Raw genomic sequence first — 24787 nt, 5'->3', positions numbered from 1 at the left:
GAACAAGCGGGGCAAGCTGTCAGGTGAAGGGGTTCAAATAATGAACGCGAGGAGGACGAAGAAAATGGTACCGACCACTAGCGAACCCAGTGTTTTGTTGCGGTACGCCGGAGCCATCAGTCCGACCAACACGCCGCCAATTACAATCAGGAACAAAGCAATCGCCGCGACCATCTGATAGATTTTGAACTTCTCTGGTCCATGCCCCTTATGCAGTTCCATCATCCGGTATTGCAGTGAGGGCTTGTGCAAGGTTGCCGTCCACACCCCGCCATTATCTTTAAGCTCAACGAAGTCCTGCGATGTTGGTCTCGTTGTGATCGAACCAGGACGCATCCTCAGATATTCGAAATTCTGTGGCAGATCATTTCCAGCAAGAATAGCGCGGACATCATCCTCGATTGTCGGCGCATCCTGATCGAGCACCGTGCCTTCAGCAACCGTAAGCTCGGTTTCAATCGTCTCACCCTTGTTATCTGTCAAATAATTAAAGCCGGTGATTGCGACCAAAATAAACATCGGGGCAATCAATGCCGCGAGAAATAGGTGGCACAATACCAGAAGATTGCGTGTCTTTGCGCGGCTCATGAAATGACTTTCGGCTATGCTGGATGAATCAATTACTATTGATAATCAATTGCAATAATATCTGTATCGGCGCGGCGATTTTGTCAAACACAATGTGCTTCCCCGCGCCGGATGGCATATTCTGGGTTAGTGCTATCGGCGTCATTCCCACCAATAGGGTAGGCGCTTGGCATCGCCGGTCTCGACCTCGTTCATGGTCTTCGCATCGTACAGGCGCCCGCCCAGCATAACCTGCGCAATCTTGTCTGAATTGCGGATGTCCGCGCTCGGATCGGCATCAAGGATGATCAGATCGGCAAGCTTGCCCTCCTCGATACTGCCAATGTCCCGGTCCATCCCGAGCGATTGCGCAGACGCGATGGTGCCTGCGCGCAAAGCGGCAATTGGCGACATTCCGCCGCGGACAAAGCTCCACAGCTCCCAATGCGCCCCGATGCCAGCTTGCTGCCCATGCGCGCCGATGGAGACTTTGACCCCGCGCTCTGCCAGTTTCTTGGCCTCTCGCGCAGCATTGTCGTCAACAAACGCCCAATCGGGTGCCTTGGTGCGGCGCGCAGTAGCTGCGAGTAATTGCTTGGGCGGTGTGTGAACCAGCAAAGGATTATCGAATACATCGGTTGCCTGCCGCCAATAAGGATCGCCAGCCAGACCGCCATAGGTCACCACCAAAGTCGGGGTGTAATTTGACTGGCTCTGGCTGAAGAATTGCAACACATCTTCGTACATCACATCAACCGGCACATTATGTTCGACGGTGGAATTGCCATCGGCGACCAAATTCATGTCCATTCCGTAAAGTGACCCGCCCTCGGCCACCACCAGCATGTTTTCAGCCGCCGCTGCACGGACCACTTGCTGGCGCTGCTCACGGCGCGGTTGGTTGTAGTTCTTCACAGAAATGCCGCCTTGCGCCTTGATCCGACGAACATGCGCCAGCGCGTCATCATAATTGTTGATTTCGGCATACACTCCCGGTGCCTTCGCGCCGTAGATGATCTCTCCGGTGGAAAAGATACGCGGCGCCAGCAACATGCCGGCCCGTTGCCGCTCTGACGCAGAAAAGATCATGCTCGCGCGCGAGGAAGGATCGTGCATCGTAGTGGTGCCAAGCGCGAGATTTTGCACCAGCGCCCAATTTTGTTGCGGCACCAGATCGCCAGTCCCCTGCGGACCATGTGCGTGTGCATCGACCAGTCCCGGCATGATTGTCTTACCCGAGACATCTAAAGTTTTTGCGCCTGCCGGCATGGCGACCGAACCTGCCGCACCGACCGCAATGATCCTGTCACCCTTGATCACAATTGTACCGTTTTCGATAGCACCGGCACCCTCGCCCGACATGGTCAGGACCCGGGCTCCGGTCAGCACCACTGTACCACTCGGCTTGTCCGCCTGTTTCATCATGGCGAGTGAAACGCCCGCTTTAGGTGGCTCAAACCCTGTCTCGTCTCCAGGAGCGGACGGGAACATTGCCGTTGTCGCGGCAGAATAAAGCTGCGGCCCCATGCTCCAATTCAGCGTGTCGCCGCCGCCAGACCAGCCAATATAATCAGCGCCACCGCTACTGGCTTTGACCACTGGCAACGCGCTGGCCTCGGGTCCAACCGACACCGCTTGCCCACCGGGCATCAGCGGCATCGCGAACACTTCATAGTTCTGGCGGAAAGCAAAAAATCTGCCATTTGGGGCAACCGAGAACGCGTTGACCAGATCGCCCTTGGCATGAACGCGCTTAGACTCTCCGTTTAGGTCAGTCGATACCAATGCAAGGTCACCACCTTCGCGTCCAACCATAAACAAGCGGTCATTGTCCGACCCAAATTGCGGATCGCCCATGCTGCGCGAAATCAGCTTCGGTGTACCGCCGGTCGCGGCAACGCTGTAAACGCCACTATTTTCTGACCATTTGGGCGAGGTGAGATACCCGCCACCACGTTTTTCAAATACGATTGTGCCGCCATCGGGCGAAAAGCGCGGCTCTGCATAATGGCCCGGCTGCGAAGTTATCACGCGCTCCGCCCCGCCATTCGCATTGCTCACGACAATCTGGCCAAGCCCGCCATCGGTCCAACGCACAAATGCGACACGCGATCCATCGCGTGACCAGCTCGGGAAAGCTTCAACCGATGCGTCAGTGCTGCTGGTGAAACGTTTTGGCGAACCGTCGCGAACAGGTTTTATGTAAAGCTTGCCCAAGGTTTCAAACACGATGCTGCGGCCATTGGGCGAAACAGTGGCGAATTTGGGAATGCTGGTCGTGAAACTGGTAGGGGCAACGTCAATCACCGGATGCGGCGCATCGGCCACGCCGCGCGTATCATCTACGCTGAATGGAATGACGCTGGCGCCCTTTCCATCTGCACCAACGCGCCGCAATTTGCCGCCTGCCCAGAACACAAGCGAGCGGCTGTCAGGCGTCCAATCCATATTGGGATAGACCCCGGTAACCGACCAGGTTTCCTGCACATCCATGTCCAATGCCCCATAGATATTCCGCTCTTCACCAGAGGCGATGTCCTTCACCCACAGCTGTGACTGATCCTTATCGCGCCGGACAAAAGCAATGCTCTTGCCATCGGGCGAGGGGGTCGGGCGGACTGCGCCGCCAAATCCGGAAACGGCTGTTGTCGTCTCTCCCGATTCAAGATCATAACGCTCGATTTCAAAGATGCCCTGCGTCGAATCCTGCGCATATTCAAAGATCGGACCAGAGGTAATGTTGCGGGTATAATAAACCGACTTGCCATCGGGGGCGTAGATCGGCTCGCCCAATTCCTTCTGGTGCTGCTCGTTAGGCCGCGCAACGAGCTTCACCCCGCCGCCGCCCGATACGTGATAGACCCACACCTCGCCCGTGCCGAGCGAACGGCCAGTTGTGAAATGCTTTTTCGCCACGATGAATTGGCCATCGGGGCTCCAGCTCGGCTGGTTGAGCAATCGGAAATTTTCCTTGGTCACCTGCGCCGGATCAGAACCGTCTGTATTCATAATCCAGATATTATCCGCCCCGCCCCGGTCGGAGGTAAAAGCAATCCGGCTGCCATCGGGAGAGAAACGCGGTTGGACTTCCCACGCCAAACCCTCGGAAATCCGGGTTGGCTGGCCACCCGAAACCGGCATCGTATAGATGTCACCGAGCAGCGAGAAAGCGATCCGGCTGCCATCGGGTGACAGATCGACATCCATCCATGTACCTTCATCCGTCTTGATGGGAACCTGCTTGATTGTCGCACCTGTGGGTGCGGACACATCCCATTTCACATCATCCTCGCCGGCCTTCGCTGCGACATCCCCGTCAGCCGGCGCCTCTGCTTCTTGCGAGTGGGCAACACAGGCGAGCGCAGGTTGAATAGCAAGCAAGCTGGTGCAGAGCAGTAAGGATGACAATTTCATATTAGTTTCCCCTGGATCAATATCGGGCCAGTTCTAAGGCCAAAGCAGAATATTGCCAGAGGGTCAGGCGCAAATGCCGACAGGCATACCGCGAAAGTGCGGTAAGAGATGGATGCCCCGTGAGGATTCGAACCTCAATTGACGGAGTCAGAGTCCGCAGTCTTACCATTAGACGACGGGGCATCAGCGGAGGGCATCTCGGCCCGGCAACTTTGGCCCTAAAAGAGGGTACATCCAGCTGCAAGCAGGCGCAGGTAGATTCAGGTGAGGTCAACGTCAAGCCGTTCCAGACTCGCTTATCCGCCCAATATGCTTGCCCAATATCCTTGCCCAAACCGGTCTTCGCCGTTAGCGTCACCACCAAGTCCTCGTGAACACATCGCGAGAGGAAAAAGAAAGTACAGAAAATGGCGGATTTCTCTCCGCCGGACGATAACAATAGGGCTGGTCAAAGAGGGGCCGAAAAGTCCGGCAAGGTGGCAGATTTTCGCTATCGCTCCCCCCCTCAGCCCAAGGCGAATTCGGAATCGCACACGCGCGCCAAGGGGCAATCGCGCCGGCCTGGCGGCAAACGCAATGATCCAGTTGCGTCAAATGGACAGGCTGAAAAGCCCAATTTCCACAACCCTCAGAAAGCAGGACTGCACCGCAAGCAAGCCTATGCTGCGCTCGATTTGGGTACGAACAATTGCCGTTTGTTAATCGCCCGTCCCGAGGGCGAGAACTTCACCGTAATCGACGCTTTCAGCCGGGTGGTGAAGCTGGGTGAAGGCCTCGCAATGTCGGGCCGATTAAGCGATGAAGCGATGGACCGCACGCTTGCTGCTTTGCAAGTGTGCGCCGAGAAATTGCGGCGAAGAAACGTCCATTTGGCGCGGTCGGTCGCGACCGAAGCATGTCGCCGCGCCGCAAATGGTGCAGCCTTTATCGAGCATGTCCGGCAGGAAACCGGCATTGTGCTGGATATAATCACAGCGAAAGAAGAAGCGCGGCTGGCGGTCCTAGGCTGTCACATCCTGCTTGCTGATGGCAAAGGGCCGGCCGTGATTTTTGATATCGGCGGCGGTTCAACCGAGCTGATCTTGATAGAACCGGACGGTAAAATCCCCCGAATATTGGATTGGCAAAGCGTCCCATGGGGCGTTGTATCGCTAACCGATACGGTCGGTCGCGCTGAGGGCACACGCGAAGAACGCTTGGCCCGCTATGCCGAAATGCGTAGAATAGTTTCTGACAGTTTTGCCCCCTTTGCTGAAAGAATCGCAGTGCGCGGGCAAGGTGCGAGCGAAATACGCTTGCTGGGCACCAGCGGCACGGTCACGACATTGGCCAGCCTGCATTTGGAACTGCCGCATTATGATCGGAGGCAGGTTGACGGACTAATCGTACAATCACGGGCCATGCGCGACATCAGCACGCGTCTGTCGGCTATGTCGCTGGAAGAACGCGGAGCCTTGCCGTGCATTGGCAATGATCGCGCCGATCTGGTGGTGGCTGGCTGCGCGATACTTGATTCAATTCTCGACATTTGGCCCGCTGAAAACCTCGGCGTGGCAGATCGCGGTATTCGCGAAGGTATCTTACGCAGCATGATGGCGGCGGATGTCCAAGGTGACCAGCGCATGCAGGACATAAGGAATGCGACATGAGTAGGCCAGGCAAGGATCCCGATAAAAAGGTTCGGACGTCCAAGGGGCGCACGCAATCGTCAAACCAATGGCTCGAACGCCAGTTGAACGACCCCTATGTCAAGAAAGCGAAAGCTGACGGCTATCGCAGCCGCGCGGCTTACAAGCTGATCGAACTCGACGAGAAATTCAAACTGCTCAAAAGCATCAAACGCGTAGTCGATCTGGGAATTACACCGGGAGGGTGGAGCCAAGCGGTCCGCAGAATCGCGCCAAAAGCTTCAATTGTCGGGATTGATTTGCTCGAAACTGATCCGATTGAAGGCGTAACCATTTTCCAGATGGATTTCATGGCGGATGAAGCGCCAGCGCGCCTGCAGGACGCGCTCGACGGGCCGCCCGATCTGGTCATGTCAGACATGGCGGCCAATACGGTTGGGCATAAGCAGACCGACCATTTGCGCACGATGGGTTTGGTGGAAGCCGCAGCGTGGTTCGCTGTAGAAACTCTGGAAACCGGCGGTACGTTCATCGCCAAAGTGCTGGCAGGCGGTACCGACCGCGATTTGCTCGATCTGCTGAAAAAGCATTTTAAGACTGTCAAACATGCGAAACCACCGGCGAGCCGCAAAGGTTCATCCGAATGGTATGTCATCGCTCAAGGATTCAAAGGGCGCAGCTGATACCACACACCAACAAAAAGCCCCCGCGAATGCAGGGGCTTTCGTTGGTTTGAACCATGTCAGGGTGAAGCAACTGTCTAGCAGCGAACACCCAGCTGATTGGACGGCTTAAGTCGTCGGTTGGTCAGGCGAGACTGGCTGGGCAGCGCCCATCGCGCCAGCCGCTTCAACCGCATCAGGTGCAGCGCCTTCGACTGCGCCCGGACCTTCAGCGGCACCATCTTCGCCTTCAGCGGACACTTCTTCAGCTACCTTCGGAGCAGGCAATGGAAGGTTCGACCCAAGACTGTTGAGATAAACCACAATGTCCGAACGTGTTTCATTATTTTTCAAACCGGCAAAACCCATTGAGGTGCCCGGCTCAAAGCCCTTGGGGTTCAAAATCCACTCGTTCATTGCTTCGAGTGTCCAAGTTTCGCCGCTGCGCGCTTTCAGTGCGCCGCTATAATTTGCGAAACCAGCATGGCCGGCGAGCGGCTTACCCAAAGTCTGCCATAAATTCGGGCCAGTACCGCTGGCCCCGCCTTGATCAAATGTATGGCAAGTGCCGCAACGCGCCGCTGCAGCCGTCTCGCCTCGGCCAACGTCCGCAGCTGCCAGCAGCGTTCCGAGATCTGGTCCGGCATCCTTGCCGCCCCCTGCATCAGCAACCTCGATCGCATACCCCATCGTTTCAGGGCGATCCACGCCGAACACGACCGAACTGATATAAGACAGGCCAAGCGCGATGATTCCGGCAAACAGAACCCAGCCAGCGGCAGTATTGAAACGATCATCCATGCGTAAATTATCCGCGTTATATAGTGTGTGCAGTGTTGCGCGTGGCTTTAGGGACGCTCGCACCAGACTGCAATAGCTGGGATTGCATGAAATGTTGCTGCAATTGCACCATTGCCCGATGCGCGGCGCATGGTTAGTCGCGATGTTGCAATGAAAAGTTTTCCAAAACCCGCGCTCGCCATGGTCGAGCAAATGCAAGCAACCGCAGCCGCAGCGCCTCAACGTGCAGTCGCCTTCCAAGGTTCGCCCGGAGCAAATTCACACCGCGCCGCGACCGAGGCGGCGGCAGATTTCCTCCCGCTCCCGTGCTTCAGCTTTGCCGATGCGCTGGACACAGTGACCAATGGCGGCGCTGGCTGCGCGATCATCCCGATTGAAAACAGCCAGAATGGCCGGGTGGCGGATATCCATTTCCTGCTGCCCGAAAGCGGACTCGCCATTGTGGGGGAACATTTCATGCCAATTACCCACGCGCTGATGGCTGTGCCCAACGCTGACGGTTCACTTGGCCCGTTTGAAGCAGCTTACAGTCATCCGCAGGCGCTCGGCCAATCGCGGCATTTCCTGCGCAGTCGCAATATTGTGCCGCTGAGCCATGCCGATACTGCTGGCGCGGCTGCCTATGTTGCCGAACGCGGCGATCCGAGTGTCGCGGCAATAGCGCCCAAAATGGCCGCTGACCTTTACGGACTAACAATCGCGGAAGACAAGGTCGAAGACGCGCCCGACAATATGACCCGCTTTGTCATTCTTGCACGCGAGCCGCTCGATCCCGCGACGCTGGAGGGTCAAACCACGATGACCACTTTCGTATTCGAGGTGAAGAACATCCCTGCCGCGCTTTACAAGGCGATGGGCGGATTTGCGACCAACGGTGTCAATATGACCAAACTCGAAAGTTACCAGAAAGGCGCCAGCTTTTCAGCAACCATGTTTTACGCCGACATAATTGGCGCGCCGGGTGACCCGGCGGTGGACCGCGCACTCGAAGAACTGGCATTCCATTGCAAAGAACTGCGTATCCTCGGCACTTACCTTCAAGCGCGGCCGCGTGGTTAATCTCGCAATAGCCTAACCTTATAACCGGTCTTACTGCCATCTTTGCTTAAAAACGGCCCAAGTTATCTGATTTCATTCGCTCTCCGTGAAGACGCTATTGCGCCGCGCCTTGCGCTCTGCCACGACCTGTCTTGTGACGACAGGGAACGCGCAAATCGAACCGGATGGGGGTGGCACATCCACCAGCAGCTATGATGCGGTTCGCGCTGATGATTCGATCCAATATTCGCCGACCGGATTCGAACAGCCCAAACCAGCGGATCCCCCCAGCTGGCTGGAAGATTTTTTAGAACTCTTGGCAAGCCTGTTAGAGCCGATTGGCAAGCTTTTTGGTGGCAGTTGGCCAATCGTGAAATGGGTGCTGATTGGGGTCGCTATCGCGATGCTGCTGTATCTGTTGTGGAAACTGCTCGCGCCCGTGCTCGAATTCGGGTCCAAGGATAATGATTCCTCGGCCGAAGATTGGATACCGGAACAAGGCGAGGCCATCGCGCTCCTCGATGAAGCTGACCAGCTGGCGGCACGGGGTGATTATGATGGCGCAACCCATTTGCTGCTGAAGCGCAGTGTGCGCCAGATTTCCGATGCGCGGCCCGATTGGGTCGAACCATCTAGCACCGCTCGCGAACTCGCAATATTGCCCGCCTTACCGCAAGCCGCTCGCACTGCATTCGGAACGATTGCCGGGCGAGTTGAAAGAAGCCTGTTTGCGCTCAATAAATTAGGCGTCGAAGATTGGGAAGCAGCGCGATCTGCCTACGCTCAATTCGCGTTGCAGCGTCTTTCCGGTGATGGCGGATGAGTTCTGCCGCATCAACATCCAGCCATGTGACCGACACGGTAACCGGCACAAGCCGCGCTGCGTTTAACCCCAAAGTTGTTTTCAGCCTGCTGCTGTTTGGCGCCGCCGCATTCTTTGCGACGCTGTATTTCATCGGTTCGGGGAATACCGGAGAAGACATCAATGACGGGCAAGCCCACGCTGCGGGCAAAGGATTGAATGGCTTTGCTGCGCTCGCCGCGATGCTGGAGGCGGAAGGCTACGATGTATCGCTTTCGCGCAGTAAGGGGGCCCTGGATGATGGCGGCCTGCTAATTCTGACGCCGCCAAGCCATGCCGAGGCTGAAGAAATTACCGCTGTCCTCAATGACCGGCGCTATGTTGGTCCGACAATGGTTATTTTGCCCAAGTGGGCCGCTTTCCAATTGCCCGCAATCTTCGGCGGCGAAGCGAAAGATGGCTGGGTACAAATCATCGGCAGCCAACGCCCCAAATGGACCGATGATCTTGAACAAGAATATTCTCTGACTGTGGAAAGCGCCAATGAAAATCCAAATGCTCTGATCACTTGGCAGGGCTTGGGAATGGCGGGAAGATTGCCCGATTCGCGCCACCTCTCGGCTTCTGATTCGGCGTTGTTCCCTTTGGTTGTTGGCCGGTCGGGCGAAGCTTTCGCCGGATATATCGACGACGATGTCTATTATCCTCTGCTGTCCGAAGCTTCCGGCATTGATGCGGATAATGGCGAGCATCTCGACCAGAATAAATGGCCGGTGATGTTCGTGATTGAGCCCGACTTGATGAACAATTTCGGATTTGCCGACCGAGGCCGCGCTGAGTTGGCGGTCGAACTGGTCAGCCTATCAATGCAGCGCAACAATTTGCCGGTCACTTTCGATCTCACCTTAAACGGACTCGGCCAGTCCGAAAATCTGCTGACTCTAGCATTTACCCCGCCGTTTCTTGCAGCGACTTTGTGTTTGATTCTGGCGCTCATTGTGATTGCATGGCGCGCCTTCCACCGGTTTGGGCCGCCTGTCGCCGAAGGGCGTTCGATAGCTTTCGGTAAAGCCAGATTGGTCAAGAACAGCGCCGGCTTTATCCAGCGTAGCAAGCGGCTGCATCTCCTATCTGGCCCCTATACCGATATGATGCGCGCGCGCCTCGGCAAAGCATTGGCCCTGCGCCATATTGACGACGAAGCCATCGACATCGCGCTAGCCCGCCGGATCAACGATGCCCCCAGTTTCACGCAGCGCGCAGCCGATCTGCGAAATGCAAAATCACCACACGATATACTGCGCGCAGCAGCCGCGCTCAAATCCATCGAAAGGATGTTGACCAAATGACCGAGACACCTGCGCCCCAGCCAGCGAGTGAATATACTGGTATGAGCCTCGCTGATGTTCGCAGCCTTGCCGATTCCATCCGTGCAGAGGTTGCCAAGGCAGTGGTCGGGCAAGACGGGACAATCGATCACTTGTTAATCGCGTTAATAAGCCAAGGTCATGTCCTGCTCGAAGGCCCTCCCGGAACGGCTAAGACTTTCTTGGCCCGATGCTTCAGTGCTGCTCTTGGCCTCCATTATGGGCGCATCCAATTTACCCCCGATCTGCTGCCAGGCGATATTCTTGGCTCCAATCTCTTCAACTTCCAGACCAGCACCTTCACGCTGACACGCGGCCCGATTTTCTGCGAATTGTTGCTTGCAGACGAGATCAACCGGACCCCGCCCAAAACACAGGCCGCGTTGCTCGAGGCGATGCAGGAACGCCGTGTGACGCTGGATGGCGAGACCCATAAACTGGCCGATCGGTTTATGGTTGTGGCAACCCAGAACCCGATCGAGAACCAAGGCGTTTATCCTCTGCCAGAAGCGCAGCTTGACCGCTTCTTGTTCAAATTGCTGGTCGATTATCCCAGCGCCGAAGAAGAGGTCGCCATCGTCAATCGCTTTGGCGACAAACAAGGCCCGCAAAACCCCGAAGACTTCGGAATAAAGGCTGTAACCAGCGCGGAAAAGCTCGCGGCTGCATCTGCGGCCTTGAGTGCTGTCACGGTGGCTGACGAAATTACCGATTACATTGTCAGGCTGATCCGGGCGACACGCCAAAGCGGCGATCTGTCGAGCGGTGCGAGCCCGCGTGCGGCAGTACTGCTTACCAATGCATCACGTGCCCGCGCAGCGCTGGATGGGCGCGACTATGTCATCCCTGACGATGTCAAAGCGCTTTCCATATCCGTCCTGCGGCATCGCCTTGTGCTCAGCCCTGCGGCGGAGATTGAGGGTCGCGACGTCGAAATGCTGGTGACCGATCTGGTCGAAAGCACCGAGGCGCCCCGCTAAGCGGGCATAATGCACTTCCCGATCCTACCCACGGCACGCGCAGCTTGGCTTACCGCACTCGCCGCACCAGTGGCGATTGTTATCGCCGCGACCGCGCCCGATGCGTGGATTGTCGTGCCGGCCGCCGCTGTGGCGCTGCTGGTGCTGGTTGTCCTCGACGGCTTGCTGGCCGGGCGATTGCAGGATTGGCGTGTTGTGACACCCGCAGATTGTGAAGTGGGCGAGCCTTTTGCCCTTTCGGTCGTGGCCGAATTTGCCGGCCGCGCCGCGGGCTCCAAACCAGAGGTTGCGCTCGCAGCCGATGCGCGCCTCCAGGAAAGCGGCAGAGTCGATATGGCGCTGGGTTACCATGAAGCGACCGCAAGCTGGCAAGGTAGCGCTGAAGTGACCGCCACACGGCGGGGCACGGCAGACATTACCGGCATGTGGCTGCAATGGGCGGGGCCGCTAGGGCTTGGTGCGAGGCAAGAGCGCCAAGAATTGGAACGCGAAGTAAGGATCTGGCCTGACCTTTCGCCAATCCGCTCCCCTGAGCTACAGAATTTCCTGCGCGATGCCCAATTTGGCCTGATTGCCAGGCGGATTCGCGGCGAAGGAACCCAGTTTGAAGCGCTTAGCGAATACGAAGCCGGCATGGATCGCCGGCGCATCGACTGGAAAGCCAGCGCGCGCCATACCAAACTCTATGCCCGCGAGAATGAAAGTGAGCGCAACAATCAGATCATCTTCGCCTTTGATTGCGGACAGGCAATGTGCGAGCCGATAGAAGGCCTACCCCGAATTGACCGAGCCGTGACAGCGGCCTTAACCGCATCCTATGTTGCCCTAAAAGGCGGAGACCGCGTTGCATTGTGCGGCTTTGCTCAGCGGCCCGAGGTCATGACGCCCTTTGTCGGTGATACCCGCGCTTTTCACCAGTTGCAGTCGGCGGCAGCTGGTCTCGATTATCACGCTGAAGAGCCCAATTTCACGCTTGCAATGGCATCATTGACCGCGCGCCTGCAGCGCCGTTCTCTGATCGTGCTGTTCACCGATTTCACCGATGCAACGGGCGCCGAACTGATGATCGAAAGCGTTGGGAGGCTGGCAGACAAACATGTGGTGCTGTTCGTGACGATGGAAGATGCGGAACTTGCCGAAATGGCCACTGCCGAGCCGGATACTCTGGATTCGCTGGCCGTCTCGGTCACTGCCGATCAATTAGGCCGCCAGCGCCAGATTGTGCTGGAGCGCCTACGCCAGATGGGCGTCGACATCATTGAAGCGCCGTGGGACCAGATCGGATACCGGCTTATCGATTCCTATCTCGATATCAAACGCAGCGGAGCCATTGGATGAGGGCCCCGTCAATTGCCATGTTCAGCCGCTCCGCCGAGATCAAGGCTGCACCCGATATTGAAGCTGCGGCCTTGCGATCGGACCGGTTCCGGCTGAAGCGCGAGGGCGAATGGCAACGGCTTGAGAACATTTTGAAAGAGCTTGAAAAGGGCCGCTTGCGCAAATTGTCAGACGATGATGTGCTTGCCCTGCCTACGCTCTACCGAATGGCTGCATCCAGCCTCGCTGTCGCACGCGAGACATCGCTGGATGCATCAACGCTGGCCTATCTTGAATCGTTGGTCCAGCGCGCTTGGTTCCAAGTCTATGGCCCGCGCCTTGGGCTGATGGCGTGGATGCGCAAATTTTTGGGCGGGCAACTGAGCCGGTCGATTCAGGCAATCTGGCTGGATATCTGCGTCGCTTTGTTTGTGATGGTCGCAGGGACGGTTACCGGATGGCTGCTCGTTTCGCGCAATGTTGAATGGTATTATGCGCTGGTGCCGGGACAATTCACTGATTCCAGAGTTCCAGGTGCCAGCCGCGAGGTCTTGCTTGAGACCCTGAAGGTCGAAGACAGCGCACAGGGCATGTCCGCTTTCGCCGCGCAGCTTTTCGCTAACAATGCGGGCGTTTCTATCCTTGCGTTCGCGCTTGGATTTGCATTCGGCATCCCGTCGCTGATGTTGCTGGTTCACAATATGGCGGTGCTTGGCGCAATGTTGTGGCTGTATTCCAGCCAGGATTTGACGTGGGAATTTATCGCATGGCTCAGCGTGCATGGAACGACAGAGTTGTTTGCGATCTTGCTGGCCGGGGCGGCAGGCCTCCATATCGGCAGAAAAATGGCGTTTCCCGGTCAAAAATCGATCCTCGCATCGGCGGCGGAAAGCGGACAGCGTGCGGCGCAAGTCATGGTCGGCGTGGTCACAATGCTGATCTTTGCTGCATTGCTTGAAGCCTTCCCGCGCCAATTGGCTGGAACCGAAGCGCGCGCGATTATCGGCACCTTTATGCTGATATTCTGGTTAGCCTATTTCTTCGGTTTTGGCCGGCGAGGCAAATATCCAAAGATTGATGAGGCAGCGTTATGAGCGGCCCGGCAATGCCAGCACAAATTCGCGACCGGCGGGCAAAGCGGCAACGGATTTTGGTAACACCTGAAGGTGTCGCCTTGCCACTTACCATCGCTTCTCGCGGGGCACGGGCAGGCGCTTTGATGCTCGATTTCCTCATTTTGATGGTCAGCACAGTATCGCTGACGGTCATGATGATGTTTATCGGCTTTGGCAGCCTAAATGGCGCGGTGGACGAAAAATTGCCCGGCGCAACGGAGTTCATATTCGTATTGTGGTCGCTGATGTGGTTCATCGCGTGGAACGGCTATTTCATGTTTTTCGAAATGGGCCCGCGCGGCGCGACACCCGGCAAACGGATTGTCGGTGTGCGCGTGGCTTCGCGTGACGGCGGGCGGCTCGTGCCAGAGGCGATTGTCGCGCGCAATCTGCTGCGCGATATCGAATTGTTCCTGCCGCTGGTGATGCTTCTGTCCGCGCCATTCGGCGGGGGAGGCGCAGCGGGTTGGGCCGCATTCCTGTGGTTCTTGGTTTTCCTGCTGTTCCCGTTCTTCAACAAGGATTCGATGCGGGCGGGCGATTTGATTGCGGGTACATGGGTGCTCGAAGCACCAGAGCAAAAGCTTGCGACCACGCTATCGAGCGAAGGAGCAGTCGGGGCAGGCACCAGCAATGTCACTGGCGCACAATACCGATTTGGTGACGAAGAGCTGTCGGTCTATGGCGAATATGAATTGCAGACTCTGGAACGCGTATTGCGCGATGGCAGACCGCAGGCAATCGAGGCGGTTGCCGAAACCATTTGCACCAAAATCGGCTGGAACCCCGGCGCTGGAGATGAACGGGCTTTCCTCGAAAGCTTTTACGGCCAACTGAGAGCCAGGCTGGAAAGCGATATGCGGTTCGGCAAGCGCAAGCTGGACAAGTTCTCGTGACCGAAACGGTCCAGTCTATATGCATGGAGAGAAGCCTGTGACATTTGACCGCCGCACGATGCTCGCCAGCGGGTCGGCGCTGTTGGCGTCCACCATCGCAACTGGATGCGTGCCAATGGATACCAGCCTGCCAGGCAGGCTATCCGCGCACCTTCGGATCATCGAAGCGGCGAGCGGCGGGGCGCTGGGCGCAGCAATTCTCGATACCGGATCTGGCAAAATTCTTGGCAACCGTCTGGATGAGCGTTTCGCGCATTGTTCTTCATTCAAACTATCGTTGGCTGCACTTGCGATGCAGCGCAGCGCAAATGGCGGTGACGCTTTCGACACCCTGCTGCCAATCACGGCGGAGGATATTGTCTCTTATTCGCCGGTGACCAAAGAACGGGTCGGTCAGATGATGACGATCGCTGATCTCGCCAAAACAACCTTGACCACCAGCGACAACGCCGCCGCCAATATTCTTATGCGACAGTTCGGAGGGCCAGAAGCGGTCACCGCGTTCTGGCGTTCGGTTGGAGATGAGATCAGCCGATTGGACCGTTATGAAACTGCGCTTAATTTCGTCCCGCCAGGTGAAGTTCGCGATACGACCACCCCGAGGGCGATGGCAAATACTGTGCGGACAATATTATACGGCGCGACTCTGCCCAGCGATATGCAGCAGACTTTGCGTGGCTGGATGACCGAAACCAGCACAGGCACGAAGCGCATTCGGGCCGGCATTCCTGCCAGCTGGAAAGCAGGCGACAAGACCGGCACCGCCTTTGCCCCCGGCATGGGCAGTTTCTATGTCGACCTAGCATTTGCGGAGCCGCCTGAGGGCGCCCCGCTGGTCATCGCAACCTATCTACGGCTGACAGCAGTGCATGAGCGGGTGGAGCCAGAATCCGAAGCGGTTCTTGCTTCGGTTGGCGCTCTCGCGACACGAATGGCTCCAAAGGCGTAAACCAAGCTATTCGCCTGTAAAGATCGCCACTTCGTTCATCCCGCTGCTGGTTGCGCGTCCGCGATACATGCCTGATGTGTTAAAGCTGAACACCGCATGCCCTTCAGGCGTCACCACAATAACACCCCCGGTCCCGCCAAGCTCCTTGACCTCGTCCATCACCGCATCGACTTCTTCGCGGACCTGACCTTCGCTCAAGCCAAACTCACTGCCATGCACGACATAAGTGGGGAAGCCCTCCGTATCGAGCGGAACGCTAGCCTGCGCCGCTTCGATCTCCGCAGCAAAGCGATAGCGCAGCCGTGTGCAGATTTCCTGCGCCACGCCAACCCGGATGAAATATTCGCCAGCGCCCGTAGCTGAAACCGCACAAGATCGGTTGTCGGCATATGTGCCTGCGCCGATTACCGGCACATCGCCAATCCGGCCCCAACGTTTGCCAGTCAGCCCGCCGGTCGATGTTCCCGCCGCCAGATTGCCATATTGGTCCATCACCACCGCGCCGACAGTGCCGAATTTGTAATCGACATCGACCGCGCTTAATTGCTCGGCTTTCATCCGTTCGATCGCCTCGCGGCGCGCATCGGTCGCGAACCATTCAGGCCCTGCGGTTTCAAGACCTGCCCCCGCTGCAAACTCCTCGGCACCGGCACCACTTAAAAACACGTGCCGGCCATCCTGCATAACCGCATCAGCCAGCAGGATCGGATTCTTGATGGCTTTGACACCAGCCACCGCGCCCGCCTTGCGCGTCGCACCATCCATCAAAGCGGCATCCAGTTCGTTAGCCCCTTCCCATGTGAATACCGCGCCACGACCAGCGTTGAATTTCGGATCATCCTCCATCGGGACAATCGCCGCTTTCACCGCATCCATAGCGGTGCCGCCATTGCGTAAAACTTCTGTGCCCGCATCGAGCGCGGCCTGCAGCGCCGCCTTGTAATCAACCTGCTGCTCCATTGTCATTTTGTCACGGTCCATCGTTCCCGCTCCGCCATGAATTGCGATAGACCACGTGGCATTGTCTTCGATGTCGGCGGCCTGATCATGCGCAGATACGCTATGCGGGAGCAGGCACAACACCAACGCAGCCAGCCCCGTGAGATTGGTCCCGATACTTGAGTTAGTCATAATGAAGCGCTCCAGTTAAAGATTTTACAAATTACCGCAGCATCTTGCCGGTGCGGCCCTTCGGTTCTGCTTTAGTATATGCTATAGAGATTCAACGACAATTTTAAGGGGCTCTTAAATCATGACATTGGGTAATTATCAATTTGACCAGGAGCTTGCGATGCAGCTCTTGGAAAAAGCGGCAATGGCGCTGGCCATTCTTATCGTAACGTGGGTTCTGGCAAAGGCAGCCAAATGGGCATTCGCCAAGCTGGTCGACAACGTGACGTTGTTGCAGCGTGACACATCTGGCGGCGATTCCGTCGGCTCCTCGCTCGGCAAAATCGTTTCATTGTTCATTTGGCTGTTCGGCTTGCTGGGCATCCTGCAGGTTCTAGAATTGAACGCGGTTGCAGGGCCAATTGATAGCTTGCTGAACAACATCATGGACGTGATTCCCAATCTGATTGGCGCGGGTCTCCTGTTATTTGTGGGCCTGATGATTGCAGGCATCATGCGCGACATCGCGACAACGGCCATGCAAACGATTGATTTGGACAAGTGGGCGAACAAAGGCGGCGTGGAAAACGTCACCGGTAACAACGCAATCAGCAAGACAATCGGAACGATCGTCTATATCTTCATTGCCATTCCGGTGGTTATCGGCGCATTGGGCGTGCTCAACATTGCGGCAATTTCTGGTCCTGCAACGACTATGCTGACCTTGGTATTGGCCGCTGTTCCGAACGTCATTCTCGCTGGCGTTCTGCTCGGCTTAGGCTTTGTCATCAGCCGCTTCGTAGTGAGCATTATCGAAGATTTGCTCTCGGGTCTCGGCGTCGACCGTTCGATTGAAGCTGTTGGCCTGCTGCCAGCTTCTACAAAAGCATCGAGCGTGATTGCACGGATTGTGCAAATTGCGATCGTCCTGTTCTTTGCAATCGCAGCAACAAGATTGCTCGGCTTCCCTGAACTTACCGCAATCCTCGACCAGATCCTTGAACTTGGCGCTAGCGTTATGTTCGGTGCGGTTGTCATCGGTGTCGGCTTCCTGATTGCCAATCTGATGGCCAAGATTGTTGCTGGTGCCAGCGAAGGCAGCACGGCGGGAAGCATTGTTCGGTATGCCACCATCTTGTTGTTCACCTTCATGGGCCTTCGCTTCATGGGCGTCGGTGAAGAAATCGTCGACATGGCGTTTGGCGCTTTGGTGATTGGTGGTTCTGTCGCAGCATCCTTGGCCTTCGGCCTTGGCGGACGCGACTGGGCGGCCAAGAAGCTGGAACAAATGGACGGTGATACACCAGCCAAGAAGCCTGCGGCGAAAGCTGCTGCTCCTAAGGCTGCTCCAAAAGCCAAGTAAACACCCTTCAATCGAAGGCTGAATAAAGTTAGGGGCGTGGGATGATGATCCTGCGCCCCGCTTCTTTGGACGATGTAACCGCGCTGGCCGCGCTTGGTCGTGACAGCTTCCTCGCCGCTTTCGAACACCTCTACAAGCCGTCGGATCTCGCCGCGTTTCTTGAGCAAGCCTATTCGCTAGAAGGTGTCGGCGGGGATCTCGCGCATCCCAATCTTGTTTACCGCTTGGCTGAGGATGCAGAGGGTCTTGCAGGATATTGCAAGATCGCAAAACGCAGCGCCTATGCCGAACATTCGGATGCAGTGCGGCCAATGGCGCTGAACCAATTGTACACCGCACCAGGCCGAACCGGCCAAGGCATTGGCGCAGCACTGATGGATTGGGCTTTGGCAGAGGCACGCGAACTGGGCGCCGATGCAATGCAGCTGTCTGTCTATAGCGAGAATTACGGTGCACAGCGATTTTACCAGCGCTATGGTTTCACCAAGATCGCAGACATCGGTTTCTGGGTGGGCGAACAGCGCGACGCGGAATTCCTTTACGAATTGCGGCTTGATTGAGGGGAAGAATTATGAGTCATTTCGGAGTGACCAGCACAGCAGATGAAGTGCTTGAGGGTAAAGACCTGACTGGCAAGATCATCTTCATCACCGGCGGCGCATCGGGCCTTGGCCAGGAAACTGCCCGGGCCATGGCAGCCAAAGGCGGTCATGTAATTATCGCTGCGCGCGATCAGGCAAAGCTGGATCAAGCGGCCACAACAATTAAATCCGAAAGCGGCAGCGAGTTGGTCGAGACAATCCTGTGCGATCTGGCTTCACTCGGCAGTGTGCGCGCCTGCGCCCAAGAAGCGAGCGAGCGGTTCGACCGGATTGATTTGCTGATCAACAATGCGGGTGTGATGGCCTGCCCCTATGCCGAAACCGCCGATGGCTTCGAAATGCAATTCGGCACCAACCATATCGGCCATTTCCTGCTGACCAATTTGCTGATGCCGCTGGTTATGAATGGCACAGACCCGCGCATCATAAACTTGTCCAGCCGCGGGCACCATATGGACGAAGTCGATCATGATGATCCGAATTACGACAATCGCGAATATAAAAAGTGGCCTGCTTACGGCCAGTCAAAGACGGCCAATATCCAGTTTACCGTGGGTTTGGAGAGCCGCGTTGCGCAGCATGGCATCCATGCCTACGCGCTGCATCCAGGCGGCATCAGAACCAATCTTGGCCGTCATATGACCGAAGATGACATGAAATGGATGATGTCTAGGTTCAAATCGGAAGATGGCGATGGCCCAAAAATGAAATCGATTCCGGAAGGCGCAGCGACCACCTGCTTCGCGGCAACCGCTGCTGAATTGGCAGGCCAAGGAGGGGTTTACCTCGAAGATTGCCATGTTGCAGAAATAGATGATGAGAGCGCACAAGGCGGGGTGCGTTCTTATGCGCTCGACCCGGCAAAGGCTGAAAAACTTTGGGCGTTGTCCGAGAAGATGGTTGGGGAGAGCTTCACTTTCTGACGCTCCTCTCCCAGCTACTTAGCCATTGTCGAGGAATTCCCTCACCAACCGGAAGGTGTCTTTAGCCTCGCGGGTGAAAGTAAGTGCCATGTAGACATGCGGGCCGCCCTCATATTCGTAAAGCTTGATCGGCACGCCAGCCGCGCGCGCTTTCGCGGTGAATGTTCGGCTATCAACTACAAACACATCATGCCGCCCCTGGAAAATCGCGATCGGCGGCAAGCCGGCTAAATCGGCATAAAGCGGACTTGCATGCGGATGATCGACCCCGCGATCGCCAGCCCACCATCCGCCCAGCAAGCGAATGCTATCGACATCGAGTAATACATCTTTGGGTTCGACTGTGCGCGCCGCTTCATCCTTCAGAGCCATATCCAGCCACGGCGCAAAAGGGATCAGCCGAGCGGGTAGAGACTTACCCGCATCGCGCCGCTGAATTGCGAGCGACAGCGCCATATTGCCGCCCGCGCTATCACCGCTCAACGCAATCCGCTCGTCGCCCCACTCGGCTTTGACTTTCTCATAGACTGCCTCGGCCTGTCTATTGGCCGGATGGTAATCATGCTCGGGAATGACATCATACAGCGGCACCGAAATACTTGCTCCGGTTGCTTCGACCAATGCGGCGACCACTGGCCAATGTTCCTTGAACATCGGCATGAAGTAACCTCCGCCGTGGAAGTAAATGATATGCCATTCGCCCTTCCCGCTTTTGGGATGAAGCGTGACGACATCCTGCCCTTCGGCAGACCAGCGCTCCACCTGAAAGCGCTTCTCGAATTTGTCGGGCATCGGCGCATCGACTGGCGGCTTGCGGTTAGGCACCTTCGCCTTTAGCCCTTCGGCGTCTTTGAACTCGCTGGGTTGCTTGCTGATCAGAAACTCTCCCAGCCGCATCCGCAGGCTCGGCTTGGCAAAGCGTAGATCGTAAATCGTGGTGCCATTCAAAACTTGTCTCCCCTTATGGCGGCAATGAGAAGCAAGCGGGGGCAAAGGTCAAGCGGGCGAACTGTTTCGGTCCGTTATTTCGACAGGCTGGCGATCAATCCGTTATGCAGCCAGCGGCCCAGAATCGCGCCCGCCTGCGTTATGGCTTGCTCCTCACCCAGCACAGCAATCAGCAACTCGCACATTTCGCCATAAGTTCCGCCATCACGCATCGCGGCAAGCGCAAGGCCCTCAGCTTCATCTACCTGCATGAAAACGGGTTTCACGCCCTCGCGCCAAACCACACAATGAAGCGGATTTGGCAGAGTGAAGTCAGTCGCAGCTTCGCCTTCGGCAGCTAAACAACGCCACAATTTGCCAATGTCGTGCTTCACCGTAATTTGCCCCGTGCCCGGTAGAAAGGTCAAACGCATATTGGCCCAATCTTCCTCCTGAAACAGCGCCGCCGCATCACCAAAACCGGCAGCATCGACCGGTACCGCGTCTGCTGCGACAAAACAGCGATGCATAGCCCATTCAAGCCAGCCAAGCTCGGCGACCTCGGGATCATTGGCGAAGAGCTCAGCCAGCGTATCGGTAAAGCCCTCGCCCGCATCATCCAGCGTCCAGCTTTTCGGCGGGTGACTAATCACATGATGCGCGGCAGCCTTACGGAAGGCGTCCTCGCCAACCCATCTCGCTGTTCGCCCGTAAGTATCACGCAATGCATCGACGAGCCGCGCACGATAGGCGTTGCGGTATATGTCCATTCCCGCAACTTGGCGCGATGTCCAACCGGCGGGCAATGGCAGTTCGTCCTCAAGAACCTGAGCCATGAATTCCTGTTGTTGCCGGGCAAGGTTCATGCTGGCGTCAACTTGCAGGGACTGGTGGCCAGGCTGCGTGCCATATCCAGTTCTGCGAGCAATTCAGGTAGCGGCGGAATACCGTCATCGCGCTCGATCATTGTCGCAACATCACCCAGCATGGCGTGCGCCTTGGCATAGAGCTGCCATACCCCGTCGCAGACTGGCTGGTCATGTGTATCAATTTTGATTTCGCCATCGGTATGGCCGGCAAGATGGATTTGCCGCACGTGGCCCATCGGCAATCGGGCGAGGTAATCCTCAGCCGAAAATCCGTGATTATGCGCGCTGACATAGATATTGTTGACGTCGAGCAGAAGGTAGCAGCCCGAACGGCGAGCCATTTCAGCGATAAACTCACACTCGCTCATCTCGTCATCGGGGAAAGTCATATAGCTCGACGGATTTTCAAACAGCATGGCGCGGCCCAGCGTGTTCTGGGCAATGTCGATATTGTCGCACACTAGATCCAGCGCCTCGGCGGTGTAGGGCAGAGGCAGCAGATCATGACTGTTATGCGCGCTGGTCCGTGTCCAGCATAAATGGTCAGACACCCATAAAGGCTCAATCCGGTCGGCAAGGGCTTTGAGCTTCGCCAGATAGTCCGCATCAAGCCCGCCGGCAGACCCGACCGACATCGAAACGCCATGCATGATCACCGGCAGTTTGGCCCGCACGCTTTCTAATATGCGCAGCGGGTTTCCCCCCTCGACCATGTAGTTTTCGGAAATGACTTCGACAAAATCAACGGCGACCTCGCCATCCAGGAAATCCTGGTAATGCGGACGGCGCAGGCCAAGGCCAAATCCGGAAAATTGTTCGATCGAAGTCATGATGGCTCTCTGGAAAATACGGCCCGATGGAACAGTAGTTGGGGGAAAGGTTGGTCCCACCGGGCCGCGCATGGCCGAGCCGAGGCCCGGTCAAACTAAATGAAATACAGCTTAGCCAAGATCGCCGATGGTGCCGCCTTTGGTCAGACACTCGCCAGCCTTCATCGCTTTAAAGCCGTGGCCTTTGCAGGCGTTTTGGCCCTTACAAGCGTTTTCGGTGGTCGCGCAGTCTGCATTACCCGCGCAGTCATGGATGCCGTAACAATGGACGGTGTCATTAGCATTGAGCGCGCGGCCATTGCTGCCAGCGGGTGGTTCAGCAGCAAATGCAGCTGCGGAAGAAAGCGCGAGTGCAGCTGCCGTTGCTGCGAAGATTGTGTTCTTGGTCATCAGGTCATCCTTTGGGGTTGGGTTAGATCTAAATGCTGTCCACCATCGGGGCATTGCCGATGGGGACGAGAAGCATTTCGCCAGCCACCAGCCAGAAGTTACAAGAATGACTCAGAAAAAATATTCGGACGGCTTGTAACGAACCGGCGAAACCCGCCGAACTCCCTGGCAACTCCGCAGCAAAACGGGGTCACATTCTTTAGAAACCAAGGAGAACCCACATGAACAAGAATAACGTAGCGCGGATCGCTGGCCTCGCACTCGCCGCTGCCATCACCGCAGGCCTGACAGTCACTCCTGCCGCCGCTGCTGGCGCCAAAGAGAAATGTTACGGCGTCGCCAAAGCAGGCAAGAATGATTGCGCTGCAGGACCCGGCACCAGCTGCTCCGGTACATCGACCAAAGATTATCAGGGTAATGCGTGGAAGCTGGTCGACAAGGGTACTTGCACATCAATCAAGACGCCCAAGGGCAACGGCTCGCTGACCCCGATCAAGCGCTGATAGATTACAATCAAACAACAGGAGAGTAAGTCATGCAGCGTCTGACACAGCATTATGACCGTTTGACGAATGCCCTTTCGGGTCGCTTTACCGAAAGCCTGGCGCTGCTGCTTACCCGCCTTGCGCTGGCCGGAGTGTTCTGGCGCTCCGGCCGGACAAAAGTGGTCGAAGGCACCTGGTTCCAAATTGACGAAACGCAATATTACCTGTTCGAGGAGTTCGGCCTTCCGGTTTCGCCAGAGATAATGGTGCCGATGACCATGTATGCGGAATTCCTCATTCCAATCCTTGTCGCTTCGGGAATTCTGACGCGTCTTTCAGCTGCGGCCTTGTTGGTCATGACATTGGTTATTCAATTCCTGATCTTCCCTGAGGCATGGTGGGCAGTGCACAGTTTGTGGGCGGCAATGGCACTCGTGCTGATCTCTCGCGGTGGCGGAATATTTTCCGTCGATGCAGCCGCCAACAAATATGTAACCAAGTTGCGAAACTGACCGAATAGCACGACTAGAACCATTGAGGGGAGGAACGCCGTGATTGCTGATGAACAGACTTTGGCCCGGCTGATGGTCTCCTCCCAACAAGGGGACAAGCAAGCTTACACTGTGCTCTTAACCGAGGTTCAATTATGGCTTGAAAGATTCTATCGGCGGCGCTGCCCCCCTCACCAGATCAATGATCTGGTGCAAGAAGTGTTGCTCGCAGTGCATAATAAACGCGCCACTTTTGATCCGCAGCGCCCGTTTCTACCATGGCTCGCGGCGATTGCGCGCTATCGCTGGGTCGATCATTTGCGCAAAGTGTACCGCAATGCGGAAGATGCGCTGGAAGATTATGACGCGCCGGAAGATAGCGAAGAGGAAGTTGTGCTTGCGCGGCTAAGTCTGGAGCGATTGTTCGTGCAAATCCCTGAAAAGCAGTCGCAGGTGATCGAAATGGTCAAAATCGAGGGCCTTTCCATCCGGGAAGCCGCAGACAGAAGTGGACAAACCGAATCCGCCGTTAAAGTAAATATCCATCGCGGATTAAAGAAGCTGTCCGCGCTTATCGAGAAGGCAGAATAGAATGAGCCCCGAAAAATCCAGGGCCACGAACCCGTTGATCGAGCAGATGGCCGCAGATTTGCAGCCGGTCCGCACAATTAAATTCCGTGACGGGCTTATCCTCGTCGCTTTGGCGGTTCTGGCCACAGTGCTGGCGGTCGAACTTGTTGACGGACTGTGGCGCGGCGCTTGGAGCGGCGATGCATCGGCGTTCTTTCTGATCACCAATGGTCTGCTGCTGGTGCTCGGCTGCGCAAGCGCTAGCAGCGTGCTCAACATGGCAACGCCGCGCGTGGGCAATCCACATGAGGGGCCGAAATGGGCGATGGCAATGGCTGCTGTTCTGCCGCTTGCTGCCTTTGCCACGTTGCTTGGTCACGGCCGCGCCCAAAACTTTGTCGGGGCCGCGCTTGACGATCCTTACGGTCTCACCTGCTTTGGCGCCGGCTTGCTCGCGTCAATGCTTACCGCTGGCGCGCTAATATTTTGGCTGCGGCGCGGAGCACCAGTTTCGCCCACGACTGCGGGACTGCATATCGGTGTAGCATCTACCGCGCTTGGCTCTGTCGCCTACGGCCTCGCCTGTCCGATTGATGGTGTGGTGCATTTGGGCCTGTGGCATGCAGCGCCAGTTGTTGCGGGCGCATTGATCGGACGCTTCGCCTTGCCGCCGCTGCTGCGTTGGTGAAGG

Annotated in this window: 25 protein-coding genes and 1 tRNA gene; 17 read left to right on the top strand and 9 right to left on the bottom strand. The window is 56.7% G+C overall.

Annotation, left to right across the window (positions count from 1 at the left end; all coding sequences use genetic code 11):
• Nucleotides 1–33 precede the first annotated feature (33 nt).
• The 3 genes from GRI36_RS04380 to GRI36_RS04370 form a co-directional block, all read right to left on the bottom strand.
• Nucleotides 34–588, bottom strand: coding sequence for a hypothetical protein (locus tag GRI36_RS04380; protein ID WP_160597351.1), 555 nt, complete (start codon nucleotides 586–588; stop codon nucleotides 34–36).
• Nucleotides 589–729: 141 nt separating this feature from the next.
• Entirely contained in the window at nucleotides 730–3981 is a 3252-nt protein-coding gene (locus GRI36_RS04375; RefSeq protein ID WP_160597350.1) for an amidohydrolase family protein, read from the bottom strand.
• Nucleotides 3982–4090: 109 nt separating this feature from the next.
• A tRNA-Gln gene (locus GRI36_RS04370) sits at nucleotides 4091–4164 on the bottom strand.
• A 224-nt stretch (nucleotides 4165–4388) separates the two neighbouring features.
• Here GRI36_RS04370 and GRI36_RS04365 point away from each other — a divergent pair.
• Together GRI36_RS04365 and GRI36_RS04360 are read left to right on the top strand one after the other, a co-directional pair.
• Nucleotides 4389–5630, top strand: coding sequence for a Ppx/GppA phosphatase family protein (locus GRI36_RS04365; protein WP_160597349.1), 1242 nt, complete (start codon nucleotides 4389–4391; stop codon nucleotides 5628–5630).
• On the top strand, nucleotides 5627–6292 hold the full coding sequence (locus tag GRI36_RS04360; RefSeq protein ID WP_160597348.1) for an RlmE family RNA methyltransferase: 666 nt from the start codon (nucleotides 5627–5629) through the stop codon (nucleotides 6290–6292). The genes GRI36_RS04365 and GRI36_RS04360 overlap by 4 nt, the downstream gene beginning before the upstream one ends.
• Nucleotides 6293–6400: 108 nt before the next feature.
• Here GRI36_RS04360 and GRI36_RS04355 read toward each other — a convergent pair whose 3' ends face one another.
• Nucleotides 6401–7072 carry a c-type cytochrome gene (locus GRI36_RS04355; protein WP_160597347.1) on the bottom strand — a complete coding sequence of 224 codons (672 nt, stop codon included), beginning with the start codon at nucleotides 7070–7072 and terminating at the stop codon, nucleotides 6401–6403.
• A gap of 150 nt (nucleotides 7073–7222) precedes the next feature.
• Here GRI36_RS04355 and GRI36_RS04350 point away from each other — a divergent pair, with 150 nt between their 5' ends.
• From GRI36_RS04350 to bla, 8 genes are all read left to right on the top strand, one after another.
• Nucleotides 7223–8131 carry a prephenate dehydratase gene (locus tag GRI36_RS04350; RefSeq protein WP_160597346.1) on the top strand — a complete coding sequence of 303 codons (909 nt, stop codon included), beginning with the start codon at nucleotides 7223–7225 and terminating at the stop codon, nucleotides 8129–8131.
• Between the two features lie 85 nt (nucleotides 8132–8216).
• Nucleotides 8217–8933, top strand: coding sequence for a hypothetical protein (locus tag GRI36_RS04345; protein WP_328598350.1), 717 nt, complete (start codon nucleotides 8217–8219; stop codon nucleotides 8931–8933).
• Nucleotides 8930–10261: a DUF4350 domain-containing protein gene (locus GRI36_RS04340; RefSeq protein WP_160597345.1), complete on the top strand. Its 1332-nt coding sequence runs from the start codon at nucleotides 8930–8932 to the stop codon at nucleotides 10259–10261. The genes GRI36_RS04345 and GRI36_RS04340 overlap by 4 nt, the downstream gene beginning before the upstream one ends.
• A 41-nt stretch (nucleotides 10262–10302) precedes the next feature.
• On the top strand, nucleotides 10303–11259 hold the full coding sequence (locus GRI36_RS04335) for an AAA family ATPase (RefSeq protein WP_160599053.1): 957 nt from the start codon (nucleotides 10303–10305) through the stop codon (nucleotides 11257–11259).
• 9 nt (nucleotides 11260–11268) lie between these two features.
• On the top strand, nucleotides 11269–12597 hold the full coding sequence (locus tag GRI36_RS04330; RefSeq protein WP_160597344.1) for a DUF58 domain-containing protein: 1329 nt from the start codon (nucleotides 11269–11271) through the stop codon (nucleotides 12595–12597).
• Nucleotides 12594–13670, top strand: a complete 1077-nt coding sequence (locus GRI36_RS04325) for a stage II sporulation protein M (protein WP_160597343.1) — start codon at nucleotides 12594–12596, stop codon at nucleotides 13668–13670. Before GRI36_RS04330 ends, GRI36_RS04325 begins: the two co-directional genes overlap by 4 nt.
• Nucleotides 13667–14587, top strand: a complete 921-nt coding sequence (locus tag GRI36_RS04320) for an RDD family protein (protein ID WP_235902161.1) — start codon at nucleotides 13667–13669, stop codon at nucleotides 14585–14587. Before GRI36_RS04325 ends, GRI36_RS04320 begins: the two co-directional genes overlap by 4 nt.
• Nucleotides 14588–14624: 37 nt before the next feature.
• Entirely contained in the window at nucleotides 14625–15536 is a 912-nt protein-coding gene (bla, locus tag GRI36_RS04315) for a class A beta-lactamase (RefSeq protein ID WP_328598349.1), read from the top strand.
• 6 nt (nucleotides 15537–15542) lie between these two features.
• On the opposite strand, the gene GRI36_RS04310 is transcribed toward bla, so the two are convergent.
• On the bottom strand, nucleotides 15543–16667 hold the full coding sequence (locus GRI36_RS04310) for an isoaspartyl peptidase/L-asparaginase family protein (RefSeq protein ID WP_160597342.1): 1125 nt from the start codon (nucleotides 16665–16667) through the stop codon (nucleotides 15543–15545).
• Nucleotides 16668–16788: 121 nt separating this feature from the next.
• On the opposite strand from GRI36_RS04310, the gene GRI36_RS04305 reads away from it, so the two are divergent.
• Genes GRI36_RS04305 through GRI36_RS04295 form a run of 3 tightly spaced genes read left to right on the top strand, consistent with a single transcriptional unit; the run spans nucleotide 16789 to nucleotide 19534 of the window.
• On the top strand, nucleotides 16789–18009 hold the full coding sequence (locus tag GRI36_RS04305; RefSeq protein WP_160597341.1) for a mechanosensitive ion channel: 1221 nt from the start codon (nucleotides 16789–16791) through the stop codon (nucleotides 18007–18009).
• Between the two features lie 44 nt (nucleotides 18010–18053).
• The gene (locus tag GRI36_RS04300; protein WP_160599050.1) at nucleotides 18054–18569 is read left to right on the top strand and encodes a GNAT family N-acetyltransferase; all 516 of its coding nucleotides are present in this window, start codon (nucleotides 18054–18056) and stop codon (nucleotides 18567–18569) included.
• 11 nt (nucleotides 18570–18580) lie between these two features.
• Complete coding sequence (locus GRI36_RS04295; protein WP_202392117.1) at nucleotides 18581–19534, top strand: SDR family NAD(P)-dependent oxidoreductase; 954 nt, start codon at nucleotides 18581–18583, stop codon at nucleotides 19532–19534.
• An 18-nt stretch (nucleotides 19535–19552) separates the two neighbouring features.
• Here GRI36_RS04295 and GRI36_RS04290 read toward each other — a convergent pair whose 3' ends face one another.
• The 4 genes from GRI36_RS04290 to bufA2 all read right to left on the bottom strand — a co-directional run bounded on the left by GRI36_RS04290 (nucleotide 19553) and on the right by bufA2 (nucleotide 22550).
• A complete protein-coding gene (locus GRI36_RS04290) occupies nucleotides 19553–20482 on the bottom strand; it encodes an alpha/beta hydrolase (RefSeq protein WP_160597340.1) in 930 nt (309 codons plus the stop codon).
• Between the two features lie 74 nt (nucleotides 20483–20556).
• Complete coding sequence (locus GRI36_RS04285) at nucleotides 20557–21327, bottom strand: HvfC/BufC N-terminal domain-containing protein (RefSeq protein ID WP_268893845.1); 771 nt, start codon at nucleotides 21325–21327, stop codon at nucleotides 20557–20559.
• Entirely contained in the window at nucleotides 21324–22160 is an 837-nt protein-coding gene (bufB, locus tag GRI36_RS04280) for an MNIO family bufferin maturase (RefSeq protein ID WP_160597338.1), read from the bottom strand. The genes GRI36_RS04285 and bufB overlap by 4 nt, the downstream gene beginning before the upstream one ends.
• A gap of 111 nt (nucleotides 22161–22271) precedes the next feature.
• Nucleotides 22272–22550 (bottom strand): BufA2 family periplasmic bufferin-type metallophore, encoded by a 279-nt coding sequence (bufA2, locus tag GRI36_RS04275; protein WP_160597337.1) that lies wholly within the window; start codon nucleotides 22548–22550, stop codon nucleotides 22272–22274.
• Between the two features lie 221 nt (nucleotides 22551–22771).
• Between bufA2 and GRI36_RS04270 the strand changes: the two genes are divergently transcribed.
• Genes GRI36_RS04270 through GRI36_RS04255 form a run of 4 tightly spaced genes read left to right on the top strand, consistent with a single transcriptional unit; the run spans nucleotide 22772 to nucleotide 24784 of the window.
• Nucleotides 22772–23053: a BufA1 family periplasmic bufferin-type metallophore gene (locus tag GRI36_RS04270; protein ID WP_160597336.1), complete on the top strand. Its 282-nt coding sequence runs from the start codon at nucleotides 22772–22774 to the stop codon at nucleotides 23051–23053.
• A gap of 32 nt (nucleotides 23054–23085) precedes the next feature.
• Nucleotides 23086–23547: a DoxX family protein gene (locus GRI36_RS04265; protein WP_160597335.1), complete on the top strand. Its 462-nt coding sequence runs from the start codon at nucleotides 23086–23088 to the stop codon at nucleotides 23545–23547.
• 39 nt (nucleotides 23548–23586) lie between these two features.
• Nucleotides 23587–24117, top strand: coding sequence for a sigma-70 family RNA polymerase sigma factor (locus GRI36_RS04260; RefSeq protein ID WP_160597334.1), 531 nt, complete (start codon nucleotides 23587–23589; stop codon nucleotides 24115–24117).
• 1 nt (nucleotide 24118) lies between these two features.
• A complete protein-coding gene (locus tag GRI36_RS04255) occupies nucleotides 24119–24784 on the top strand; it encodes a DUF1109 domain-containing protein (RefSeq protein ID WP_160597333.1) in 666 nt (221 codons plus the stop codon).
• Nucleotides 24785–24787 lie beyond the last annotated feature (3 nt).

It is taken from the genome of Pontixanthobacter gangjinensis (assembly GCF_009827545.1).
Lineage (GTDB): Bacteria > Pseudomonadota > Alphaproteobacteria > Sphingomonadales > Sphingomonadaceae > Pontixanthobacter > Pontixanthobacter gangjinensis.
The sequence above is the reverse complement of the archived record's forward strand: the minus strand, read 5'-3'. Positions and strand labels throughout refer to the sequence as shown.

What these genes read in the sequence shown, in the direction of transcription:
- GRI36_RS04350 (WP_160597346.1), top strand. Translation starts at nt 7,223, where the DNA reads ATGAAAAGTTTTCCAAAACCCGCGCTCGCCATGGTCGAGCAAATGCAA.
- GRI36_RS04285 (WP_268893845.1), bottom strand. Translation starts at nt 21,327, where the DNA reads ATGAACCTTGCCCGGCAACAACAGGAATTCATGGCTCAGGTTCTTGAG.
- GRI36_RS04355 (WP_160597347.1), bottom strand. Translation starts at nt 7,072, where the DNA reads ATGGATGATCGTTTCAATACTGCCGCTGGCTGGGTTCTGTTTGCCGGA.
- GRI36_RS04375 (WP_160597350.1), bottom strand. Translation starts at nt 3,981, where the DNA reads ATGAAATTGTCATCCTTACTGCTCTGCACCAGCTTGCTTGCTATTCAA.
- GRI36_RS04310 (WP_160597342.1), bottom strand. Translation starts at nt 16,667, where the DNA reads ATGACTAACTCAAGTATCGGGACCAATCTCACGGGGCTGGCTGCGTTG.
- GRI36_RS04300 (WP_160599050.1), top strand. Translation starts at nt 18,054, where the DNA reads ATGATCCTGCGCCCCGCTTCTTTGGACGATGTAACCGCGCTGGCCGCG.
- GRI36_RS04360 (WP_160597348.1), top strand. Translation starts at nt 5,627, where the DNA reads ATGAGTAGGCCAGGCAAGGATCCCGATAAAAAGGTTCGGACGTCCAAG.
- GRI36_RS04365 (WP_160597349.1), top strand. Translation starts at nt 4,389, where the DNA reads ATGGCGGATTTCTCTCCGCCGGACGATAACAATAGGGCTGGTCAAAGA.
- bufB (WP_160597338.1), bottom strand. Translation starts at nt 22,160, where the DNA reads ATGACTTCGATCGAACAATTTTCCGGATTTGGCCTTGGCCTGCGCCGT.
- GRI36_RS04295 (WP_202392117.1), top strand. Translation starts at nt 18,581, where the DNA reads ATGAGTCATTTCGGAGTGACCAGCACAGCAGATGAAGTGCTTGAGGGT.
- bufA2 (WP_160597337.1), bottom strand. Translation starts at nt 22,550, where the DNA reads ATGACCAAGAACACAATCTTCGCAGCAACGGCAGCTGCACTCGCGCTT.
- GRI36_RS04330 (WP_160597344.1), top strand. Translation starts at nt 11,269, where the DNA reads ATGCACTTCCCGATCCTACCCACGGCACGCGCAGCTTGGCTTACCGCA.
- GRI36_RS04265 (WP_160597335.1), top strand. Translation starts at nt 23,086, where the DNA reads ATGCAGCGTCTGACACAGCATTATGACCGTTTGACGAATGCCCTTTCG.
- GRI36_RS04320 (WP_235902161.1), top strand. Translation starts at nt 13,667, where the DNA reads ATGAGCGGCCCGGCAATGCCAGCACAAATTCGCGACCGGCGGGCAAAG.
- GRI36_RS04380 (WP_160597351.1), bottom strand. Translation starts at nt 588, where the DNA reads ATGAGCCGCGCAAAGACACGCAATCTTCTGGTATTGTGCCACCTATTT.
- GRI36_RS04325 (WP_160597343.1), top strand. Translation starts at nt 12,594, where the DNA reads ATGAGGGCCCCGTCAATTGCCATGTTCAGCCGCTCCGCCGAGATCAAG.
- GRI36_RS04335 (WP_160599053.1), top strand. Translation starts at nt 10,303, where the DNA reads ATGAGCCTCGCTGATGTTCGCAGCCTTGCCGATTCCATCCGTGCAGAG.
- GRI36_RS04270 (WP_160597336.1), top strand. Translation starts at nt 22,772, where the DNA reads ATGAACAAGAATAACGTAGCGCGGATCGCTGGCCTCGCACTCGCCGCT.
- GRI36_RS04340 (WP_160597345.1), top strand. Translation starts at nt 8,930, where the DNA reads ATGAGTTCTGCCGCATCAACATCCAGCCATGTGACCGACACGGTAACC.
- GRI36_RS04255 (WP_160597333.1), top strand. Translation starts at nt 24,119, where the DNA reads ATGAGCCCCGAAAAATCCAGGGCCACGAACCCGTTGATCGAGCAGATG.
- GRI36_RS04305 (WP_160597341.1), top strand. Translation starts at nt 16,789, where the DNA reads ATGACATTGGGTAATTATCAATTTGACCAGGAGCTTGCGATGCAGCTC.